Raw genomic sequence first — 17,494 nt, forward strand, 5'->3', positions numbered from 1 at the left:
CTCTAGGATCCAACGAGCGAGCGCTCCTCGAGCTCACCGGCGAGCACGTGCGCGTGCACGTGGAAGACGGTCTGACCCGCGCTCGCGCCGTTGTTGAAGATGATGCGGAACTCGCCGTTCGCCCGCTCATCGGCGAGGCGCTTGGCGACGGCGATCATCTCGGCGAGCAGCTCGGGATCGCCAGCGGCGAGCTCGGCGACGTTCTCGTACTGCGCCGTCTTGGGGATCACGAGGATGTGCATCGGCGCCTGCGGCGCGATGTCGGGGAACGCGATGACGCGCTCGGTCTCCGCGAGAATCTCGACGGGGATCTCGCCCGAGGCGATCTTGCCGAAGATGGTGTCCTGTGCCATGGTTTCAGTCTACTGCCGCGCCGCGCACGCCTACCAGCGGCCGAGCGCGGCGCCGAGCAAGGCGAGCGCGGCCGGGCCGGCCGACGAGGTGCGCAGCACGGTGCCGCCGAGCACGAGCACGGAGGCGCCGGCGGCCTCGAGCGCGTCGAGCTCGCCGTCTTCGAAACCGCCCTCGGGGCCGACGACGAGCATGATCTGCCCGGCCGCGCGGGTCTCGTCTCGACCGGCCCACTCCACGAGGCGTCGCCCGCTGCGGGGGTGCAGCGCCACGACCTCGACGCCGGGCAGGCCGGCGAGGCGGCAGAGCTCGGCGGTGGTCAGGGGCTCGCCGACCTCGGGCACCCGCGCACGGAGCGACTGCTTCGATGCCTCGCGCGCGATCCTCGCCCACTTCGCGACGCCCTTCGCGGCCTTGTCCGAGGCGGATCCGGCGCCACCCGCGTCCCAGCGCGACACCGAGCGCGCAGCCTGCCAGGGCACGATGGCGTCGACGCCGAACTCGGTCGCCTGCTCGACGGCCCGCTCGTCGCGGTCGCCCTTCGCGAGCGCCTGCACCAGCACGAGGCGCTGCTCGGGCGCTGGCACCGTCGTGACCTGGTCGATGCGCACGGCGAAGCGATCCTTCGCAACCTCCTCGGCCGCTCCCTCGCCGAGCGCCCCGGCGCCGTCGCCCACGAGGATCCGCTCCCCCTGGCGCAGCCGGCTCACCCGCACCGCGTGGCGCGCCTCGTCGCCGGTCACCTCGACGAGCGCGCCGGGCACGAGCGCCCCGGCGGCGAGGTCTTCGCGGTAGTAGAGGTTCGCCATCGCCGCTAGCCCTGACGGAAGAAGCGGTCGCGCAGCTTGCCGAAGAAGCCCTGCTGGAACTCGCCGAGGTGCGGCGGCTCGTCGCTGCGCAGCGACGCGAGCTGGCGCACGAGATCCTGCTCCCGCTTCGAGAGCTTCGTCGGCGTGTTCACCTGCACCGCGATCTTCAGATCGCCGCGGGTGGTGCTGCGCAGCCCCTGGATGCCGCGGCCGCGCACTGTGAGCACGTCGCCCGACTGCGTGCCGGCGGTCACCTCGACCTCCACCTCGCCGTCGAGCGCCTGCAGCTTCGCCGCGGCCCCGAGCACGGCGTCGGTCATCGAGACCTGCATGGTGCAGAGCAGGTCGTTGCCGTCGCGGCTGAACACGTCGTGGTGCATCACGCGGAACTCGATGAAGAGGTCGCCGTTCGGGCCACCGCCGGGGCCGACCTCGCCGCCGCCCCGCATCTGCAGGCGCGTGCCGGTGTCGATGCCCGAGGGGATGTCGACGGGGATCGTGCGACGCTCGCGCACCCGCCCCTTGCCGGCGCACTCCACGCACGGGTGCTCGATGACCGTGCCGTAGCCGTGGCAGCTGCCGCAGGGATGCATCGTGACCACGTTGCCGAACAGCGAGCGCACCTGCCGCTGCACCTGACCCTGGCCGCCGCAGACGTCGCAGGTGACGGGGTGCGTGCCGGGCTGGCAGCAGCTGCCCTGGCACACGCCGCACAGCACCGCGGTGTTCACGGTGATGTCGCGCTGCACGCCGAAGATGACGTCTTCGAGCGAGACGTCGACGCGGATCATGGCGTCGTCGCCGCGCTCGGTGCGCGAGCGCGGGCCGCGCTGACCGCCGCCGAAGCCTCCGCCGCCGAAGAAGGTCTCGAAGATGTCGCCGAAGCCGGCGGCACCGCCCTGGCCGCCGCCCATGTCGTAGCGCTGACGCTGCTCCGGATCGCTCAGCACGTCGTAGGCGTGCGTGACGCTCTTGAAGCGCTCTGAGGCTTCCTCGCTCGGGTTCACGTCGGGGTGCAGCTCGCGCGCGAGCCGGCGGTAGGCCTTCTTGATCTCTTCGGGCGTCGCCTCGCGCGACACGCCGAGGGTCTCGTAGTGGTCGGCCACGTTGTGCTCCTCAGGGGTGTTGTTCGTTGAAACGGATGACCGGGCTGCGGGGCACGACGCCCCGCGGAGCTACTGCTCCTCGCCCAGGAAGCGGTTGAGATAGCGCGCCACGGCCCGCACGGCCGCGATGTTGCCCGCGTAGTCCATGCGCAGGGGCCCGAGCACGCCGAGCCGGGAGACCGAGTCGACCTCCTGCTCGTAGCTGGAGGCGATCACCGAGGTCGCGGAGAGCCCGTAGGGGGCGTTCTCGCGGCCGATCGACGCGGCGACGTCGCGGCCGTCACGGGCGAGTTCGCCGAACAGCCGCAGCAGCACCACCTGCTCCTCGATCGCCTCCAGCACCGCGGGCAGCGAGCCCGCGAACTCGCCTGGCCGCGACAGGTTGGCCGCTCCGGCCACGGCGATGCGCTCGCTGCGGTTGGCCTGCAGCTGGCTGGCCACCACCGAGAGCACCCGGCGCACCAGCTCCGCCTCGGCGGGCTGCGCCCAGCCGTCGACGCCTTCGACGAGGCCCGTCACGGCGGCGACGGCCGTCTCCACGTCGGATCCCACCGCGGCCTCGGCGATCCGCTGCCTGAGACCGTGCACCCAGGCCTCGGTCACCTGCGAGGCCGGCAGCCACGCCACCTGCTGCTCGACGACGCCGCTGCCGAGGATGAGCACGCACAGCACCCGGTCCTCGCCGACCGCGACGAGATCGATGTGACGCACCACTGTGCGCCGCAGCGACGGGTACTGGGCGACGGCCACCTGGTTGGTGAGCTGCGCGAGCAGCCGCACGGTGCGGGCCATCACGTCGTCGAGGTCGCTCGACTCGCCCAGGAAGCGCTCGATGGCGGATCGCTGCGCCGCGCTGACCGGGCGGATCGTCGCGAGCGTGTCGACGTAGAGCCGGTAGCCTTTGTCGGTGGGCACGCGCCCGGAGGAGGTGTGGGGCTGGGCGATCAGCTCGTCCTCTTCGAGCAGCGCCATGTCGTTGCGGATCGTGGCGGCGGAGACGCCGAAGCTGTGGCGGTCGACGATCGCCTTGGATCCGACGGGCTCATTGGAGGAGACGTAGTCGCTCACGATCGCGTGCAGCACCGCCAGGCTGCGCTCCGACACCATGTGACGCCTCTCCTTCTTGGCACTCGCCAACTCAGAGTGCCAAGTCTATCGCAGGCCGCACCGCGCTGCCGGCAGCGAATCACGCCGTCGGCGAAACCCAGCACGCGGGTGCGGCGGGAAGCGGCAGGGACCGGCAGGGACCGCCGAGCCGCCGGAAGCCGTTCAGGACCGTCAGCCGAGGAGGCGGTGCACGACAGTGTCGGCGAGCAGGCGACCGCGCAGCGTGGGCACCACGCGCGCGATCCGCCCCGGCCCGGCGATCGCGGCCCGGCCGTCGATGAGCCCGTCGGCGATGAGCTGCGGGATCGCGCGGCGCTCATCGGGCCGCAGCACCTCGGCGGGCAGACCGTCGGCGATCCGCGTCTCCAGCAGCACGCGCTCCTCGCGGCGCGCGTCCTCGCTCAGCGTCTCGCGCGCGTGCGCCGGCGAGATCCCCGCCTCGATGCGCTGGGCGTAGGCACCGGGGTGCTTCACGTTCCACCAGCGCACGCCGCCGATGTGGCTGTGGGCGCCAGGGCCGGCCGCCCACCAGTCCTCGCCCGTCCAGTACGAGAGGTTGTGCCGCGAGCGGGTCTGCGGGGTGCGCGACCAGTTGCTGATCTCGTACCAGGAGAAGCCCGCGGCGGCGAAGCGGGCGTCGGCGAGCTCGTACATCTCGGCGTGCAGGTCCTCGTCGGGCTCCGGCACCTCGCCGCGCCGGATCTGCGCCGCGAGCTTCGTGCCCGCCTCCACGATCAGGGCGTAGGCCGAGATGTGATCGGGGTCGGTCGCGAGCGCCGCGTCGATCGAGCGCTCCCAGTCGGCGAGCGACTCCCCCGGCGTGCCGTAGATCAGATCGACGCTCACCTGCAGTCCCGCCTCGCGCGCCCACCGCGTCACGAGCGGGATCCGCGCGGGCGTGTGCGTGCGGTCGAGCGTGGCGAGCACGTGCGGCACCGCCGACTGCATGCCGAAGCTGACGCGGGTGAACCCCGCCTCCGCGAGGGTCGCGAGGTAGGCCGCGTCGACCGAATCGGGGTTCGCCTCGGTCGTCACCTCGGCCCCGGGCTCGAGACCCCACTCATCGCGGATCCGGCCGAGCATCGCCGCGAGGTCGCTCGCGGGCAGCAGCGTGGGCGTGCCCCCGCCGAAGAAGACCGTGGACGCCCGGCGATCCGGCACCCCCGTCCGCCGCAGCACCTCCGCGCCGAAGGCCAGTTCGCGCTGCACCTGGCCGGCGTAGTCGTCGCGGCGGGTGCCGCCGAGCTCGCTCGCCGTGTAGGTGTTGAAGTCGCAGTACCCGCAGCGCACCCGGCAGTAGGGCACGTGCACGTAGACGCCGAAGCGCCGCTCTTCGGCGCCGTCGGCGACGCCGGAGGGCAGCGAACCGTCAGCCGGGGCGGGATCGCCCTCAGGCAGAATGCTCGGCATCGTCACCCGCATCCGCGCTGTCTCGGTCCGCGACCTCGGGGTCGACGGCGGCCGTGGCGTCGGCGGCGGAGTCAGAGGCTTCGGCGTCGGGCTCGGGCTCGCCGGCGGGATCGGCCGGAGTGCCCGGATCCGCTGCGATGGCGGCGGGCCCGGCGAGATCCGCGACCGGCGCCGCACCCGGTGCGAGCGCCGCGAGCTGCGCCTTCACGGCCTCGACGGCGACGCGCAGATCGGCGCGCGCCTTGAGACCGAGCAGGCCGCTCTTCGGAGCTGCGAGGAAACCGCGCGCCACCGCCCAGACGGTGTCGTCGTCACGATGCTCGATCGTGAAGAGCTGCTCGCCCACGGCGCCCGCCTCATCGCAGGTGCCCCAGGCGAAGCCCGAGCGCCGCTCCTCATCGACGGTGTAGACGATGAGCACGCTGCGCGGATCCTGCCCCGGCGCGTGCAGCACGGCCGTGGTGCCGGCCACCAGGTACGGCTCTCCGTCGGGGCCGAACTGCTCCTCGACCTCGCCGGCGGCCTGCGGTTGGCCGCCGTCGTCGAAGCTCACCCCGGCGTAGCGCGCACCCGAACCGCGCACCACATCGGCGACGGCGACGCCGCTGCCGCGCTGCGCGCCCCAGGTCATCAGCAGGCTCGACGCCAGCAGGTAGCGCTCCTGCCCGCTGCCCAGGCGCAGCGACTCCTCGTAGGGCGTGGTGCCCTCCGGCGGGAAGCGCAGCAGATCGGGGGCCTTCGAAGCCCCCACCGCCGCGTAGGCGACCGGCATCTCGATGTGGCTGCTGCGCCGCGCGGGCTGCTCGTTGCTCATCGTCCGCCCCTTACTTCTTCGCGGTTTCCTTGCCGTCGACATCGCCCGAGAGCGCGGCGATGAAGGCCTCCTGCGGCACTTCGACGCGGCCCACCATCTTCATGCGCTTCTTGCCCTCCTTCTGCTTCTCGAGCAGCTTGCGCTTGCGGCTGATGTCGCCGCCGTAGCACTTGGCGAGCACGTCCTTCCGGATCGCGCGGATGGTCTCGCGGGCGATGACGCGCGCGCCGATCGCGGCCTGGATGGGCACCTCGAACTGCTGGCGCGGAATCAGCTTGCGCAGCCGCTCGGCCATCATCGTGCCGTAGTGGTAGGCGTTGTCGCGGTGCACGATCGCGCTGAACGCGTCGACCTTGTCGCCCTGCAGCAGGATGTCGACCTTCACGAGGTCGGCCTCCTGCTCGCCCATCGGCTCGTAGTCGAGGCTCGCGTACCCCTGGGTGCGGCTCTTCAGGTGGTCGAAGAAGTCGAACACGATCTCGCCGAGCGGCATGCTGTAGCGCAGCTCGACGCGCTCGCCGAGATACTCCATTCCCAGGAGGCTGCCACGCCGGCTCTGGCAGAGCTCCATGATGGCGCCGACGTAGTCCTTCGGGGCGAGGATCGCGGTCTTCACGACCGGCTCGCGCACGCTCGCGATCTTGCCGTCGGGGTACTCCGACGGGTTCGTGACCGTGACCTCTTTGCCGTCGTCGGTGGTGACCTGATAGATCACGCTCGGCGCGGTGGCGATGAGATCGAGGTCGAACTCGCGGCGCAGGCGCTCCGAGATGATCTCGAGATGCAGCAGGCCGAGGAAGCCGCAGCGGAAACCGAAGCCCAGCGCCACCGACGTCTCGGGCTCGTACTGCAGGGCCGCATCCGACAGCTTCAGCTTGTCGAGGGCCTCGCGCAGGATCGGGTAGTCGCTGCCGTCGAGCGGGTACAGGCCCGAGAACACCATCGGTTTCGGGTCGGTGTAGCCCGGCAGCGGATCCTGCGCCGACTTCAGCTTGGTGGTGACCGTGTCGCCCACCTTCGACTGGCGCACATCCTTCACGCCGGTGATGAGGTAGCCGACCTCGCCCACCGCAAGACCCTTCGTGGGCGTCGGGCCGGGCGACGAGACGCCGATCTCCAGCGCCTCGTGCTCGGCCTTCGTCGACATCATGAGGATCTTCTCGCGCGGGGTGAGCCGCCCGTCGATCATGCGTACGTAGGTGACCACGCCGCGGTAGGGATCGTAGACGGAGTCGAAGATCATGGCGCGGGCGGGCGCGTCGATCGCGCCCACCGGCGCCGGGATGCGCTCGACCACGCGATCCAGCAGCTCCTCGACCCCGGCACCCGTCTTGCCCGACACCTTCAGGATGTCGGCCGGGTCGCCGCCGATGAGATCCGCGATCTCGCGCGCCACCCGCTCAGGGTCGGCCGCGGGCAGGTCGATCTTGTTGAGCACCGGGATGATCTCGAGATCGTTCTCCATCGCCAGGTACAGGTTGGCGAGCGTCTGCGCCTCGATGCCCTGCGCGGCGTCGACCAGCAGGATCGCCCCCTCGCACGCTGCAAGCGAGCGCGACACCTCGTAGCTGAAGTCGACGTGACCGGGGGTGTCGATCATGTTCAGGGCGTACTCGCCGCCGCCGAGCGACCAGTGCATCCGCACCGCCTGCGACTTGATCGTGATGCCGCGCTCGCGCTCGATGTCCATGTTGTCGAGGTACTGCGCGCGCATGTCGCGATCCGAGACGGTGCCCGTGATCTGCAGCATGCGATCGGCGAGGGTCGACTTGCCGTGGTCGATGTGCGCGATGATGCAGAAATTGCGGATCTGCGCGGGGTCGGTCGACGCCGGCACTGGGGGGTTCACACTGCGAGGAGACATTGCCCGCCATTATCCCACAGCGCAGCCGCTCCCTCCTCCGCGAATCGTTGCGACGCCCCGGATGCGAGGATTCCGCACGGGCCGTCGCCGCCCCCGTATGGAAACCGTGAGGATCGCCGCCGCCCGCCGCCCGCCGCGGTTCGATGAGAGGGTGAACCGACTCTCGACCACCTCGTCCCTCGAATGGACCGGCACCGACGACCCGCCGCCCCAGCCCGGCGCCGGGCCGATCCGCCGCTGGCTGCTCGCCGGCACCGCAGAGTCCCCCGGCCGCCAGACCGGTCCCCACGGCCAGCCCGAAGAGCACCGCCGCGCCCACTGGCTGCGAGTGATGTGCCTCACCGGCGTCGACTACTTCTCCACCCTCGGCTACCAGCCCGCGATCGCGGCGCTCGCCGCCGGCGCCGTCGCACCGATCGCGACCGTCGTACTCGTGCTCGTCACACTGCTCGGCGCACTGCCCGTCTACCGGCGCGTGGCGAAGGAGAGCCCGCACGGCACCGGATCGATCTCGATCCTCGCGAAACTGCTGCCCCGCTGGCGCGGCAAACTCGTCGTGCTCGTGCTGCTGGGCTTCGCGGCGACCGACTTCATCATCACCATCACCCTCTCCACCGCCGACGCCACCGCGCACCTCATCGAGAACCCCTTCGCCCCGGCCGCCCTGCACGGGCAGCAGGTGCTCGTCACCCTGCTGCTGCTCGCCGCCCTCGGCGCCGTGTTCCTCCGCGGCTTCCGCGAGGCGATCCGCCTGGCCACCGCGCTCGTGGCCGTGTTCCTCGCCCTCAACTTCGTCGTGCTCGCGGTCGCCGTCGCGCACCTCGTGTCGAACCCCGTCGTGATCGGCGACTGGTGGACCACCCTCACCACGCAGCACGGCAACCCGATGCTCGTCGTCGCCGTCGCACTCCTCGTCTTCCCGAAGCTCGCCCTCGGCCTCTCCGGCTTCGAGACCGGCGTCGCCGTCATGCCCCAGATCAAGGGCGACGCGAGCGACACCGAGGCGCACCCGGAAGTGCGGATCCGCGGCGCCCGCCGGCTCCTCACCACCTCCGCGCTCATCATGAGCGGGTTCCTCATCGCCTCCTCGGTGACCACGGTCGCACTCATCCCGGCCGCAGAGTTCCAGGAGGGCGGATCCGCCAACGGGCGCGCCCTCGCCTATCTCGCGCACGCCTACCTCGGCGAGGGCTTCGGCACCGCCTACGACCTCGTGACGATCGCGATCCTCTGGTTCGCCGGCGCCTCGGCGATGGCCGGCCTGCTGAACCTCGTGCCGCGCTACCTCCCCCACTACGGCATGGCCCCCGCGTGGACGCGGGCCACCCGCCCGCTCGTGCTCGTCTTCACCGCGATCGCAGTGCTCATCACTGTGATCTTCCAGGCCGACGTCAACGCGCAGGGCGGCGCCTACGCGACCGGCGTGCTCGTGCTCATCACCTCCGCGGCCGCCGCGGTCACCCTCGTGGCCCGCCGCAGGAGACAACGCGCAGCCACCGTCGGCTTCGGCATCGTGACCGCGGTATTCCTGTACACCACGATCGCGAACATCATCGAGCGCCCCGACGGCATCAAGATCGCCCTCTGCTTCATCGTGGGGATCGTGGTCGTGAGCTTCGTGTCGCGCGTCGCCCGCTCCACCGAGCTGCGCGCCACCTCCGTGCGGCTCGACACCGCAGCGACCGCCTTCGTCGAGGACTGCCCGCAGGGCGCGCTCCGGCTCATCGCCCACACACCGAACGACGTCAGCGCGAAGCGCTACCGGGCGAAGCTGGAGCACGCGCGGATCGCCCACGGCCTGCCCGACGACGACGTGCTCTTCATCGAGATCGAGATCGCCGACAGCTCCGACTTCGAGGGCGAACTGCTCGTGGAAGGCGTCGAACGCCACGGCTACCGGGTGCTCACCGCCCGCGGCAGCACCGTGCCCAACGCGATCGCCGCGATCGCGCTGCACCTGCGCCGAGAGGTCGGCTGCACCCCGCACGTCTACTTCCGCTGGACCGAAGGCCACCCGCTGCACCACCTGATCCGCTTCCTGCTCTTCGGAGACGGCGAGATCGCGCCGATGACCCGCGAGGTGGTGCGCGAAGCCGAGCCGGATGTCACCAGGCGGCCGTGGGTGCACGCCGCGTGACCCGCCGCCCGCCCCGGCACGGCATACAGTGGAAGCGGACGACGGAAGCGGGGACCGGATGAGCGTGCAGCGGGGACTGAGCGTGCGGCGCCAGCTCGGCGGCTTCGCGCTCGCGATCGGCGGCGGGCTGCTGCTGCTGCTCCCCCTCAGATCGCTGCACGGCCCCGAGACGATCACCGTCGAGGTGCTGAGCTACCAGCTGCTCGTCGTCGCGGTCGCGCTCGTCGGCGGCATCTGGCCCGCGCTCGCCGCCGCCGCGTTCTCCGGCGTGGTGCTCGACCTCGCGTTCATCGCGCCGTACCGCGAGATCACCATCGCCGACCCGATCCACCTGCTCGTGCTGCTCATGCACGTCGCCATCGCGGTGCTCGTGAGCTTCGTCGTGGGCCGCGGCGCCCGCACCCGGCGACGGCTGGAGGAGACCGTCGACGAGATCGAGACCGTCACCGGATCCGACCGCCTGCGCGGCGCGCTGCTCTCCGCTCTCAGCCACGACCTGCGCCGCCCACTCGCCTCCGCCACCGCCGCGGTCGGGGGCCTGCGCACCGCAGGATCCGCGCTCTCCGACGAGGATCGCGCGGCGCTCCTCGAAACCGCCGACGAAAGCCTCGCAGCGCTCAGCGCGCTCATCACCGACCTGCTCGACGCGAGTCGGCTGCAGTCCGGCGTGCTCGCGGTCGCGGAGATCGCGACCGACCCGGCCGAGGTGATCCTCCCCGCACTCGACGAGCTCGACCTCGGCCCCGGACAGGTGCGGCTGGCCCTCGGGCACGGCGACGCCCTCGTGCGCTGCGATCCGGTGCTGCTGCAGCGCGCCCTCGTCAACCTGATCACCAACGCGGCACGCTACGCCCCCGCCGGCAGCCCCGTGCTCATCGAGACCGCGTCGCTCGACGGCCGCATCGACATCCGCATCATCGACGAGGGCCCCGGCATCCCCGCAGACCGCGTCGACCGGGTGTTCCTCCCGTTCCAGCGACTCGGCGACACCGACAACACCACCGGCCTCGGCCTCGGCCTCGCCCTCTCGCGAGGATTCGTCGAAGCGATGCGGGGCGAGCTGCGGCCCGAGCAGACGCCGACCACCGGCCTCACCATGATCGTCACGCTCCCCGCCGCCGACGCGGCGGGGCAGCAGGAGGGAGCGCCGTGAAGATCCTCATCGCCGACGACGACCCGCAGCTGCTCCGTGCACTGCGCATCACGCTCACCGCCAAGGGCTACGAAGTGCTCACCGCCGCCGACGGCGCCGAAGCCGTGTCGCTGGCCGCCGACCACCGCCCCGAACTCGTGCTGCTCGACCTCGGCATGCCACGACTCGACGGCGTCGAGGTGATCCAAGCCATCCGCGGCTGGTCGGACACGCCGATCCTCGTCGTCTCCGGTCGAGCGGGCGCCGGCGACAAGGTGGAGGCGCTCGACGCCGGCGCCGACGACTACGTCGTGAAACCCTTCTCGATCGAGGAACTGCTCGCGCGAATCCGTGCGCTCACCCGCCGCCAGGCCGGGCAGGAGACCGCCCCGGTGGTGCGCTTCGGCGCCGTCACGATCGACCTCGCAGCTCACACCGCGGTCGAGGCCGCCGCGGGCGGCGAGCGGCGGATCCGCCTCACCCCCACCGAGTGGCAGATCATGGAACTGCTCATCCGCAACGCGGGAAAGCTCGTCACACGGCAGATGCTGCTCAGCAGGATCTGGGGCACCGAGCACGCCCGCGACACCGGCTACCTGCGGCTCTACCTGTCGCAACTGCGCAAGAAGCTCGAACCCGACCCGTCGAGCCCGCGATACCTGCTCACCGAGCCCGGCATGGGGTACCGGCTGCAGCTCGACGCCGGATGATCGGTGCGGCGCCTCGGCGCAGTGGGATGGTGGCGGACCGTGATCCGCTGCGATCCGGCGTGATCCGCCGTGACACGGGCCGCCCCCGCGGGGCCTTCTCCGAAGCCGATCTGCTAGAGTTGATTCTTGGCTTGCGTGTGGTGACATCCACACAACCCGCAAGGTGCCCTCTCTCACCGCGCGGAACAACCGTCAACCTGTATGCAGAAGGACACTATTCAACGTGGCAAACATCAAGTCGCAGATCAAGCGCATCAAGACCAACCTCAAGGCGACCGAGCGCAACAAGGCCTACAAGAGCGAGCTCCGCACCGTCGTGCGTGCGACCCGCGAGGCCATCGCTGCCGGCGACAAGGCCGTGGCCGAGCAGAAGCTCGCCCTCGCCAGCAAGAAGCTGGACAAGGCCGTCTCGAAGGGCGTCATCCACAAGAACCAGGCCGCGAACCGCAAGTCGAAGCTCGCCACCCAGGTGGCCGCGCTCTAAGCGACCGGTTCTTCCGCAGTTTCACGAAAAGACCCCGCCGAGGCGGGGTCTTTTCGCGTCCCGGGCGGCTTCGCGCTCGCCCGCACGCGGTCGCACGCGTTCGCACTCACCGAGTCGACACATTCGTACCGAGTCGGCCCACTATTCGCGCGAGAAGCAGGCCGACTCGGTAGAAGTAGGCCGTCTCGACGGGTGAGTGCGAGTCAGCGGCCGCGCTTCGCGACGAAGAGCAGGTACTTCTCCAGCGCGAACTCGGGGTCGCGGCTGCCGCCCTTCAGCAGCCACTCGGTCTCGGCGGCGAGGTCGATGCAGCGCGCGAGATCCTCCTCGCGCCAGCCGTGCACCTCGCGAAGCGCGCGATCCACCTGCCACGGCGCCATGCCGAGCTCCTTCGCCAGCTGACCGCCCGAGCCGACGGCGCCGTACACCCGCGCCATCGCCCGCACCTTCATGTTGAGCGCCGCGAGCATCGGGATGGGATCAGTGCCGGTCGACAGCGCCTGGCGCAGCAGCACGAGCGCATCGGCGGCCCGTCCCGCCGTCGCCGCGTCGGCCACCTTGAAGGCGTTGGTCTCGACCCGCCCCTCCGTGGCACGGTTCACTTCTTCCTCGGTGAGGCGCGAACCCGCATCCGAGACGAGCTGGGCGCAGGCGCCCGCGAGCTCGCCGATGCCGCCCGAGTAGGCTCCCACGATCATGCGCAATGCGCCGGGCGTGATCTGAGCACCCAGGCGGCGGAACTCGGCCTGCGCGAACGTCAGGCGATCCTGATCCTTCTTCACCTCGGCGCAGACGACCTCGATACCGCCGACAGCTCCCCCGCGCACCGCGTCGAGCAGCGCCTTGCCGCGCTGCCCGCCCGCGTGCCGCAGCACGAGCGTGGTGTCATCGGCGGGATCGGCGATGTAGCGCTTCGCATCCTCGATGAACGCGTCGGAGCACTTCTCGACGCCCTCCACTCGGATCAACCTCGGCTCGGCGAACAGCGACGGGCTCGCGATCGTGAACAGCTCGCCCGCGGTGTACGAAGCGGCGTCGACGTCGTGCACCTCGAGCTCGCGGTTCGCGTCGAGGAGGGCGGCTCGGATCGCCTGGCCCGCACGGTCGGCGAGGAAGGCCTCCGGCCCGCTCACCAGCACCACCGGCGCGGGGCGCGCCTCCGTCCAGTCGAGCTGCGGGATCTTGCTCTTCGCTCCACGTGCTGCTGCCACCCCTCAACCCTACTCGCCCGGTCGCCCCGACCCCTCCCACATCTCCCTCGCCCCTTCCCTCCGCTCCTCTCCCCTACCCCCGCACCAACCTCTTTCCTTCTCGCCCCACCTCGTCGAGGTCGCCCGGCTGGTCCTGCGAGCATCGGGATAGGGACCGCACGGGCGACCTCGACGGCTGCGGAGGGATGGCGAGCGCAGAAGGGCGCCCGCCTTCGTCCGGCTTCCGGGGCGTCAGAGCCAGGCTGCGGCGGGTGAAGCCCGGGCGGGCTCGGGCGAGCGCAGAGGCGTGCCCCGCATCCGCCCGGTGACCCGGGTGTCAGCGTCGGGCGGCGGCGGGCGAAGCTGGCGCGGCGCGCTCCGCCCAGACGCGGAGGCTGCCGGGCTCGCCGCTGACAGCGATGGAGCCGTGCGTGTCGGTGCGCAGCGGGCGGGCCCCGGCACGGGTGAAGGCGTCGAGCGTCTCGGCCACCGGATGCCCGTAGCCGTTGCCCGCCCCGACCGACACGAGCGCCAGTTCGGCTCCGACGGTGTCGGCCAGCGCCGGATCCTGATCCCGGCTGCCGTGGTGCGCCACCTTCACGACCGCCGCTCGCAGTTCGGCGCCGCTCGCCCGCAGCGCCTGCTGCTCCTCCGCTCCGGTGTCGGCGAGAAGGAGCACCGTCGACTCCCCCGCGCGCACCCGCAGCACCAGACTGGCGGCGTTGGTGTCGTCGGGTGTGCGGTCCGGCCGCGGTGCGAGCACCTCCCAGGCGAAGCCGTCGCCGCCGCTCTGCCCGGCTGCACCCACGCGATGCGGGACGCCCGCCGTGCTCAGGCGAGCGAGCAGGGGCCGGCTCTCGCCGTCCTCTCGATTGTGCGGCGCCACGAGCGCGGCCTCGGTATCCCCGATCACCTCGTTCAGGGCGCCGACGTGGTCGCGGTCGTCGTGGGTGAGTACGAGCAGCGCGATGCGGGACACTCCGAAGCGGTCGAGGCAGGCCCGCAGCAGCGCGGGCTCGTCGCCGGTGTCGACGAGCATCACGGCGCCGGGGCGGGCGGGGTCGCGCAGCAGGATCGCGTCCCCCTGGTCGACATCGCAGGCGACCACGAACCAGTCGTGCGGCACGCCGATCCTCTCGATCGCGGGGGCGACCAGCACGGGGCCCGCGAAGGTCCCCGCGGAGGCACAGAGCAGCACCGCCACGAGGGCCCGTGCGCGCACCGAGAGCCGTCGCCGCTGCAGCCACGGCCGGCGGCCGGATTTCCGATCCTCGGGAAGCGCGAGCCTCCGGGTCGCGAGCGCCCACGCGAGCAGCACCACCCCCTCGATCGCCGCGAGCAGCAGCGCTCCGGACCAGCCCTCGGGCCAGGGCCACCGCGCGAACGGCAGCCCTTCGGCGACCTCGGCGGTGGCGGCGATCCACCGCGCGGGCAGGCTCGCGAGCAGCACCGCCGCCGCTCCCGCGGTCGGCCACCACGGCAGCAGCAGCAGAGCGAGCAAGCCGAGACCGGTGCCGAGCGGAGCCGCGGGCCCGGCGATCACATTGGCGAGCACTCCCACCGCGGGAATTCCGGGTTGCAGGAGCAGCAGCAGCGGACCGCAGGCGAGCTGTGCCGACAGCGCCACCGCGATCGGGAGCACGATCCAGCGCGGGATCGGCACGAGCCGTCGCAGCCCGCGCTCGAGGCCCGGCACCAGCAGCAGGATCCCGGCCGTGGCCGCGACCGACAGCGCGAAGCCGGGCTGCAGGGCCTGCCAAGGGTTCGAGAGCAGCATTACGAGCATCGCCGCGCCCAGCGCCGGCAGCGCGACGGCCTGCTTCCCGCCGAAGCCGGAGACCAGCACGACCGATGCCATGAGCGCGGCGCGCTGCACGCTCGCATCGGGGCCGACGACGAACACGAAGCCCACCAGCGCGGCACCCGCGACCACGATCCGCACCCGACGCCCCGCACCCAGCAGTGCCGCGCACCACACCACCGCACCGGTGACGAGCGCGCAGTTCGCGCCCGATACTGCGACGAGGTGCGTGAGGGAGGTGCGCTGCATGCGCGACTCGAGGGATTCGTCGACGAGGGACGTGTCGCCCACCGTCAGCCCGGGCACCAGCGCCGCCCCCGGCACCGCCGCCGCGGCCTCGCGCAATCCGTTTCGAAACTCGGCGGCCACCCGGCCCGCGGCCTCCACGGCTCGCGCGGGGCCGTTCATCGCGGGTGCCGGGCTCACATCGCGCACCCGGATGCCATACGCTGCCGCCGAGCTCGGCCCGAGGGAGACCGGCACCCCGTGCACGGCGAGGCCCTTACCGGGAGCCCACCGTTCGCCGTCACCAGGAGAGGCGCCCTGCAACCAGAGCACCACCGGGACCTCCCCGCCAGAAACACGCGCACCGGCAGAGACCCAGCCCGACGTCTCAGCAGACCCGACAGACCCGGCAGGTCGAGTGTGCGGGAACCCACGCAGCACCACGTCGATATCGACGGCCGCCCCGTTCTCCGCAGCCGCAGCAAGTCGCGGGTCAGCACGCGCGCGCTCGCCCACCTCGATACCGGTACCCAGGAGCACCATCGCGGCGCAGCACACGGCCCCGTAGCCGAGGCCAGCCCGTCCGATCCGACTGATCCGCCCGGCGAGCCTGCGACCTGTCGCTGCGAGCACGAGCATGAGCACCCCGATCCCGCCCGCGGCCAGGGTGATCACGGGCCCGGTACCGGGGTGCCCGATTACCAGAGCCGCCATGGCCCAGACCAGCAGGGCGGGCGCGAACAGGCGCCAGGTGCCCGGCGGGGAGCGCATGCGCTCGCCGGCCTGCGGTGGCACTGCGTCATCGACCGCGCAGATGTCTGGCGACGCAGTTCTGCCGACGGCTCCGAGATGCGATGGCGCCCCTCCATCAGCCGCACAGGCGGTCGGCAGCACCGCTTCACAGGCCGCTGCGGTGCTCGGCGAGGCGGACTCGCGATGCGGTGCACCGCGGGGCGCCCAGAAATCCGCAGGGAACGGGAGACGTTCACCGCCCGCAGGAGACCTCGGTTCGTCGCTCACACCCGCACCCGCTCTCGCATCCCGTCGAGGATCTTCGCACCGATGCCCGGCACCTCGAGCAGCTGATCGACCGTCGCGAATCGGCCGTTCGCGGCCCGCCAGTCGAGGATGCGCTACGCGAGCGCCGGCCCGACCCTCGGCAGCGTTTCGAGGGCGCCGGCATCGGCCGTGTTGAGATCGATCACCGCGGGCGCGCCAGCCGTGGCCGACGCCCCGCCGCCCGCCACCGCTCCCGGCACCGCCCCCTCCTGCACCTGCTGCGCGTTCGGCACCACGATCTGCTCACCGTCGACGACAGCGCGCGCGAGATTCACCGCAGACAGCACAGCCGCCTCCGATGCGCCCCCGGCGGCCTCGATGGCCTCGGACACTCGCGCGCCGTTCACCACCTCGATCACCCCCGGACGGGCCACCTCGCCCACGACGTGCACGAGAATCCGCTGCACCTCCGCCCCGCCCGCAACATCATCCGCGCCACTGCCCGCAACGCCATCCGAGCCGCCGCCGGCGTTCGGCGACCCGCTTGCCGCCGCCCCGGATCCGCCCTCCGACGCATCGCCGCCGTGCCCCTCGGCTCCCGGCGCGTGGGCGAGTTCCATCCCCGCGCCTCCCGGCTGCAGCGCTGCGACGGCGATCGCGATCAGTACGGCAGCCACCAGCACCACCGCGCCTGCCAGAACCGGCACCGCCACCGCGCGCTTGATACGGAGCCCCAGTCTCGGCGCGTCCTCGCGTTCGAGCGCCGCGGGTGCACCCCGTGACGCCCACGGCTCGGGCGGCCGCTCGCGCCATAGGCCCCGGTCCAGCACGGCCTCGGAAGTCCACCGCTCGCTCGACCCCGTGGGTCCACCTTCGGGCCCTGCCGCGCGCCCGTCTCCGGGCGGAGCTGCGGATCGGCCCCCGGATGAATCCGGGAAGTGCGGCCCGAGACCGGCCGCGAGGAAGGGATCCAGGACGTCGCCACCCGCGGTCTCATCCGCACTCGAACCCGAGAGCTTCGAGGCATTCCACGGCTCCCCCGAACTCTCCCCTGTCGGCCCGTCTGCAGGCCGCGGCACATCGCCGATGACCGATCCGGACCCGGCCATCCGATCACGTCGGGTGTTCTGAACACGGTCGCCAGACGCAGCGCTGGGCCAGCTCACGTGGCCGTCGCCTCCGGCTCCCGGACTCGCAAACTCAGGCGCAAACTCACGCGCAGTCTCACGCGCTACCAGGGCGCCGGGCGCCTCCGGCACTCCGCGCACCGCAGGCTCCTGAGCCGGGTCCAAGCCTCCCGGGGCCTCGGGCACCGGCCATCGGCCGTGCCGCGCGCCGGCCCGCGGCTGCCGTGA

The 17,494-nt window shown here is 71.9% G+C and carries 15 protein-coding genes; 4 read left to right on the forward strand and 11 right to left on the reverse strand.

All coding sequences use genetic code 11. The features are described 5' to 3' along the window. Nucleotides 1–2: 2 nt before the first annotated feature. The 7 genes from H629_RS0110080 to lepA all read right to left on the reverse strand — a co-directional run bounded on the left by H629_RS0110080 (nt 3) and on the right by lepA (nt 7,461). Nucleotides 3–353, reverse strand: coding sequence for a histidine triad nucleotide-binding protein (locus H629_RS0110080; protein WP_024357143.1), 351 nt, complete (start codon nt 351–353; stop codon nt 3–5). A gap of 30 nt (nt 354–383) precedes the next feature. Beyond that, on the reverse strand, nt 384–1,160 hold the full coding sequence (locus tag H629_RS0110085) for a 16S rRNA (uracil(1498)-N(3))-methyltransferase (RefSeq protein ID WP_024357144.1): 777 nt from the start codon (nt 1,158–1,160) through the stop codon (nt 384–386). Between the two features lie 5 nt (nt 1,161–1,165). Next, nucleotides 1,166–2,266 (reverse strand): molecular chaperone DnaJ, encoded by a 1,101-nt coding sequence (gene dnaJ / locus H629_RS0110090; RefSeq protein WP_024357145.1) that lies wholly within the window; start codon nt 2,264–2,266, stop codon nt 1,166–1,168. A 69-nt stretch (nt 2,267–2,335) separates the two neighbouring features. Beyond that, a complete protein-coding gene (hrcA, locus tag H629_RS0110095) occupies nt 2,336–3,373 on the reverse strand; it encodes a heat-inducible transcriptional repressor HrcA (RefSeq protein WP_024357146.1) in 1,038 nt (345 codons plus the stop codon). Between the two features lie 171 nt (nt 3,374–3,544). Further along, nucleotides 3,545–4,783, reverse strand: a complete 1,239-nt coding sequence (gene hemW, locus H629_RS0110100) for a radical SAM family heme chaperone HemW (protein WP_024357147.1) — start codon at nt 4,781–4,783, stop codon at nt 3,545–3,547. Further along, the gene (locus H629_RS0110105) at nt 4,764–5,597 is read right to left on the reverse strand and encodes a DUF1990 family protein (RefSeq protein ID WP_024357148.1); all 834 of its coding nucleotides are present in this window, start codon (nt 5,595–5,597) and stop codon (nt 4,764–4,766) included. The genes hemW and H629_RS0110105 overlap by 20 nt, the downstream gene beginning before the upstream one ends. 10 nt (nt 5,598–5,607) lie before the next feature. Continuing rightward, nucleotides 5,608–7,461 (reverse strand): translation elongation factor 4, encoded by a 1,854-nt coding sequence (gene lepA, locus H629_RS0110110; protein ID WP_024357149.1) that lies wholly within the window; start codon nt 7,459–7,461, stop codon nt 5,608–5,610. Between the two features lie 331 nt (nt 7,462–7,792). Here lepA and H629_RS0110115 point away from each other — a divergent pair, with 331 nt between their 5' ends. The 4 genes from H629_RS0110115 (at nt 7,793) to rpsT (ending at nt 11,924) form a co-directional block, all read left to right on the forward strand. Further along, nucleotides 7,793–9,598, forward strand: a complete 1,806-nt coding sequence (locus H629_RS0110115; protein ID WP_024357150.1) for an APC family permease — start codon at nt 7,793–7,795, stop codon at nt 9,596–9,598. A 58-nt stretch (nt 9,599–9,656) separates the two neighbouring features. Continuing rightward, nucleotides 9,657–10,751, forward strand: coding sequence for a sensor histidine kinase (locus H629_RS0110120; protein WP_024357151.1), 1,095 nt, complete (start codon nt 9,657–9,659; stop codon nt 10,749–10,751). Then, nucleotides 10,748–11,440, forward strand: a complete 693-nt coding sequence (locus tag H629_RS0110125; protein ID WP_024357152.1) for a response regulator transcription factor — start codon at nt 10,748–10,750, stop codon at nt 11,438–11,440. The genes H629_RS0110120 and H629_RS0110125 overlap by 4 nt, the downstream gene beginning before the upstream one ends. Before the next feature lie 223 nt (nt 11,441–11,663). Beyond that, entirely contained in the window at nt 11,664–11,924 is a 261-nt protein-coding gene (rpsT, locus tag H629_RS0110130) for a 30S ribosomal protein S20 (protein WP_017885049.1), read from the forward strand. Between the two features lie 203 nt (nt 11,925–12,127). Here rpsT and holA read toward each other — a convergent pair whose 3' ends face one another. From holA to H629_RS15230, 4 genes are all read right to left on the reverse strand, one after another. Continuing rightward, entirely contained in the window at nt 12,128–13,135 is a 1,008-nt protein-coding gene (holA, locus tag H629_RS0110135) for a DNA polymerase III subunit delta (protein WP_024357153.1), read from the reverse strand. Nucleotides 13,136–13,451: 316 nt separating this feature from the next. Continuing rightward, complete coding sequence (locus tag H629_RS0110140; RefSeq protein ID WP_024357154.1) at nt 13,452–15,935, reverse strand: ComEC/Rec2 family competence protein; 2,484 nt, start codon at nt 15,933–15,935, stop codon at nt 13,452–13,454. Between the two features lie 221 nt (nt 15,936–16,156). After that, a complete protein-coding gene (locus tag H629_RS15720; protein ID WP_276202541.1) occupies nt 16,157–16,270 on the reverse strand; it encodes a ComEA family DNA-binding protein in 114 nt (37 codons plus the stop codon). 3 nt (nt 16,271–16,273) lie between these two features. Next, nucleotides 16,274–16,852, reverse strand: a complete 579-nt coding sequence (locus H629_RS15230) for an SLBB domain-containing protein (RefSeq protein ID WP_051137876.1) — start codon at nt 16,850–16,852, stop codon at nt 16,274–16,276. Nucleotides 16,853–17,494: the final 642 nt, after the last annotated feature.

The organism is Leucobacter chironomi DSM 19883 (assembly GCF_000421845.1).
GTDB lineage: Bacteria > Actinomycetota > Actinomycetes > Actinomycetales > Microbacteriaceae > Leucobacter > Leucobacter chironomi.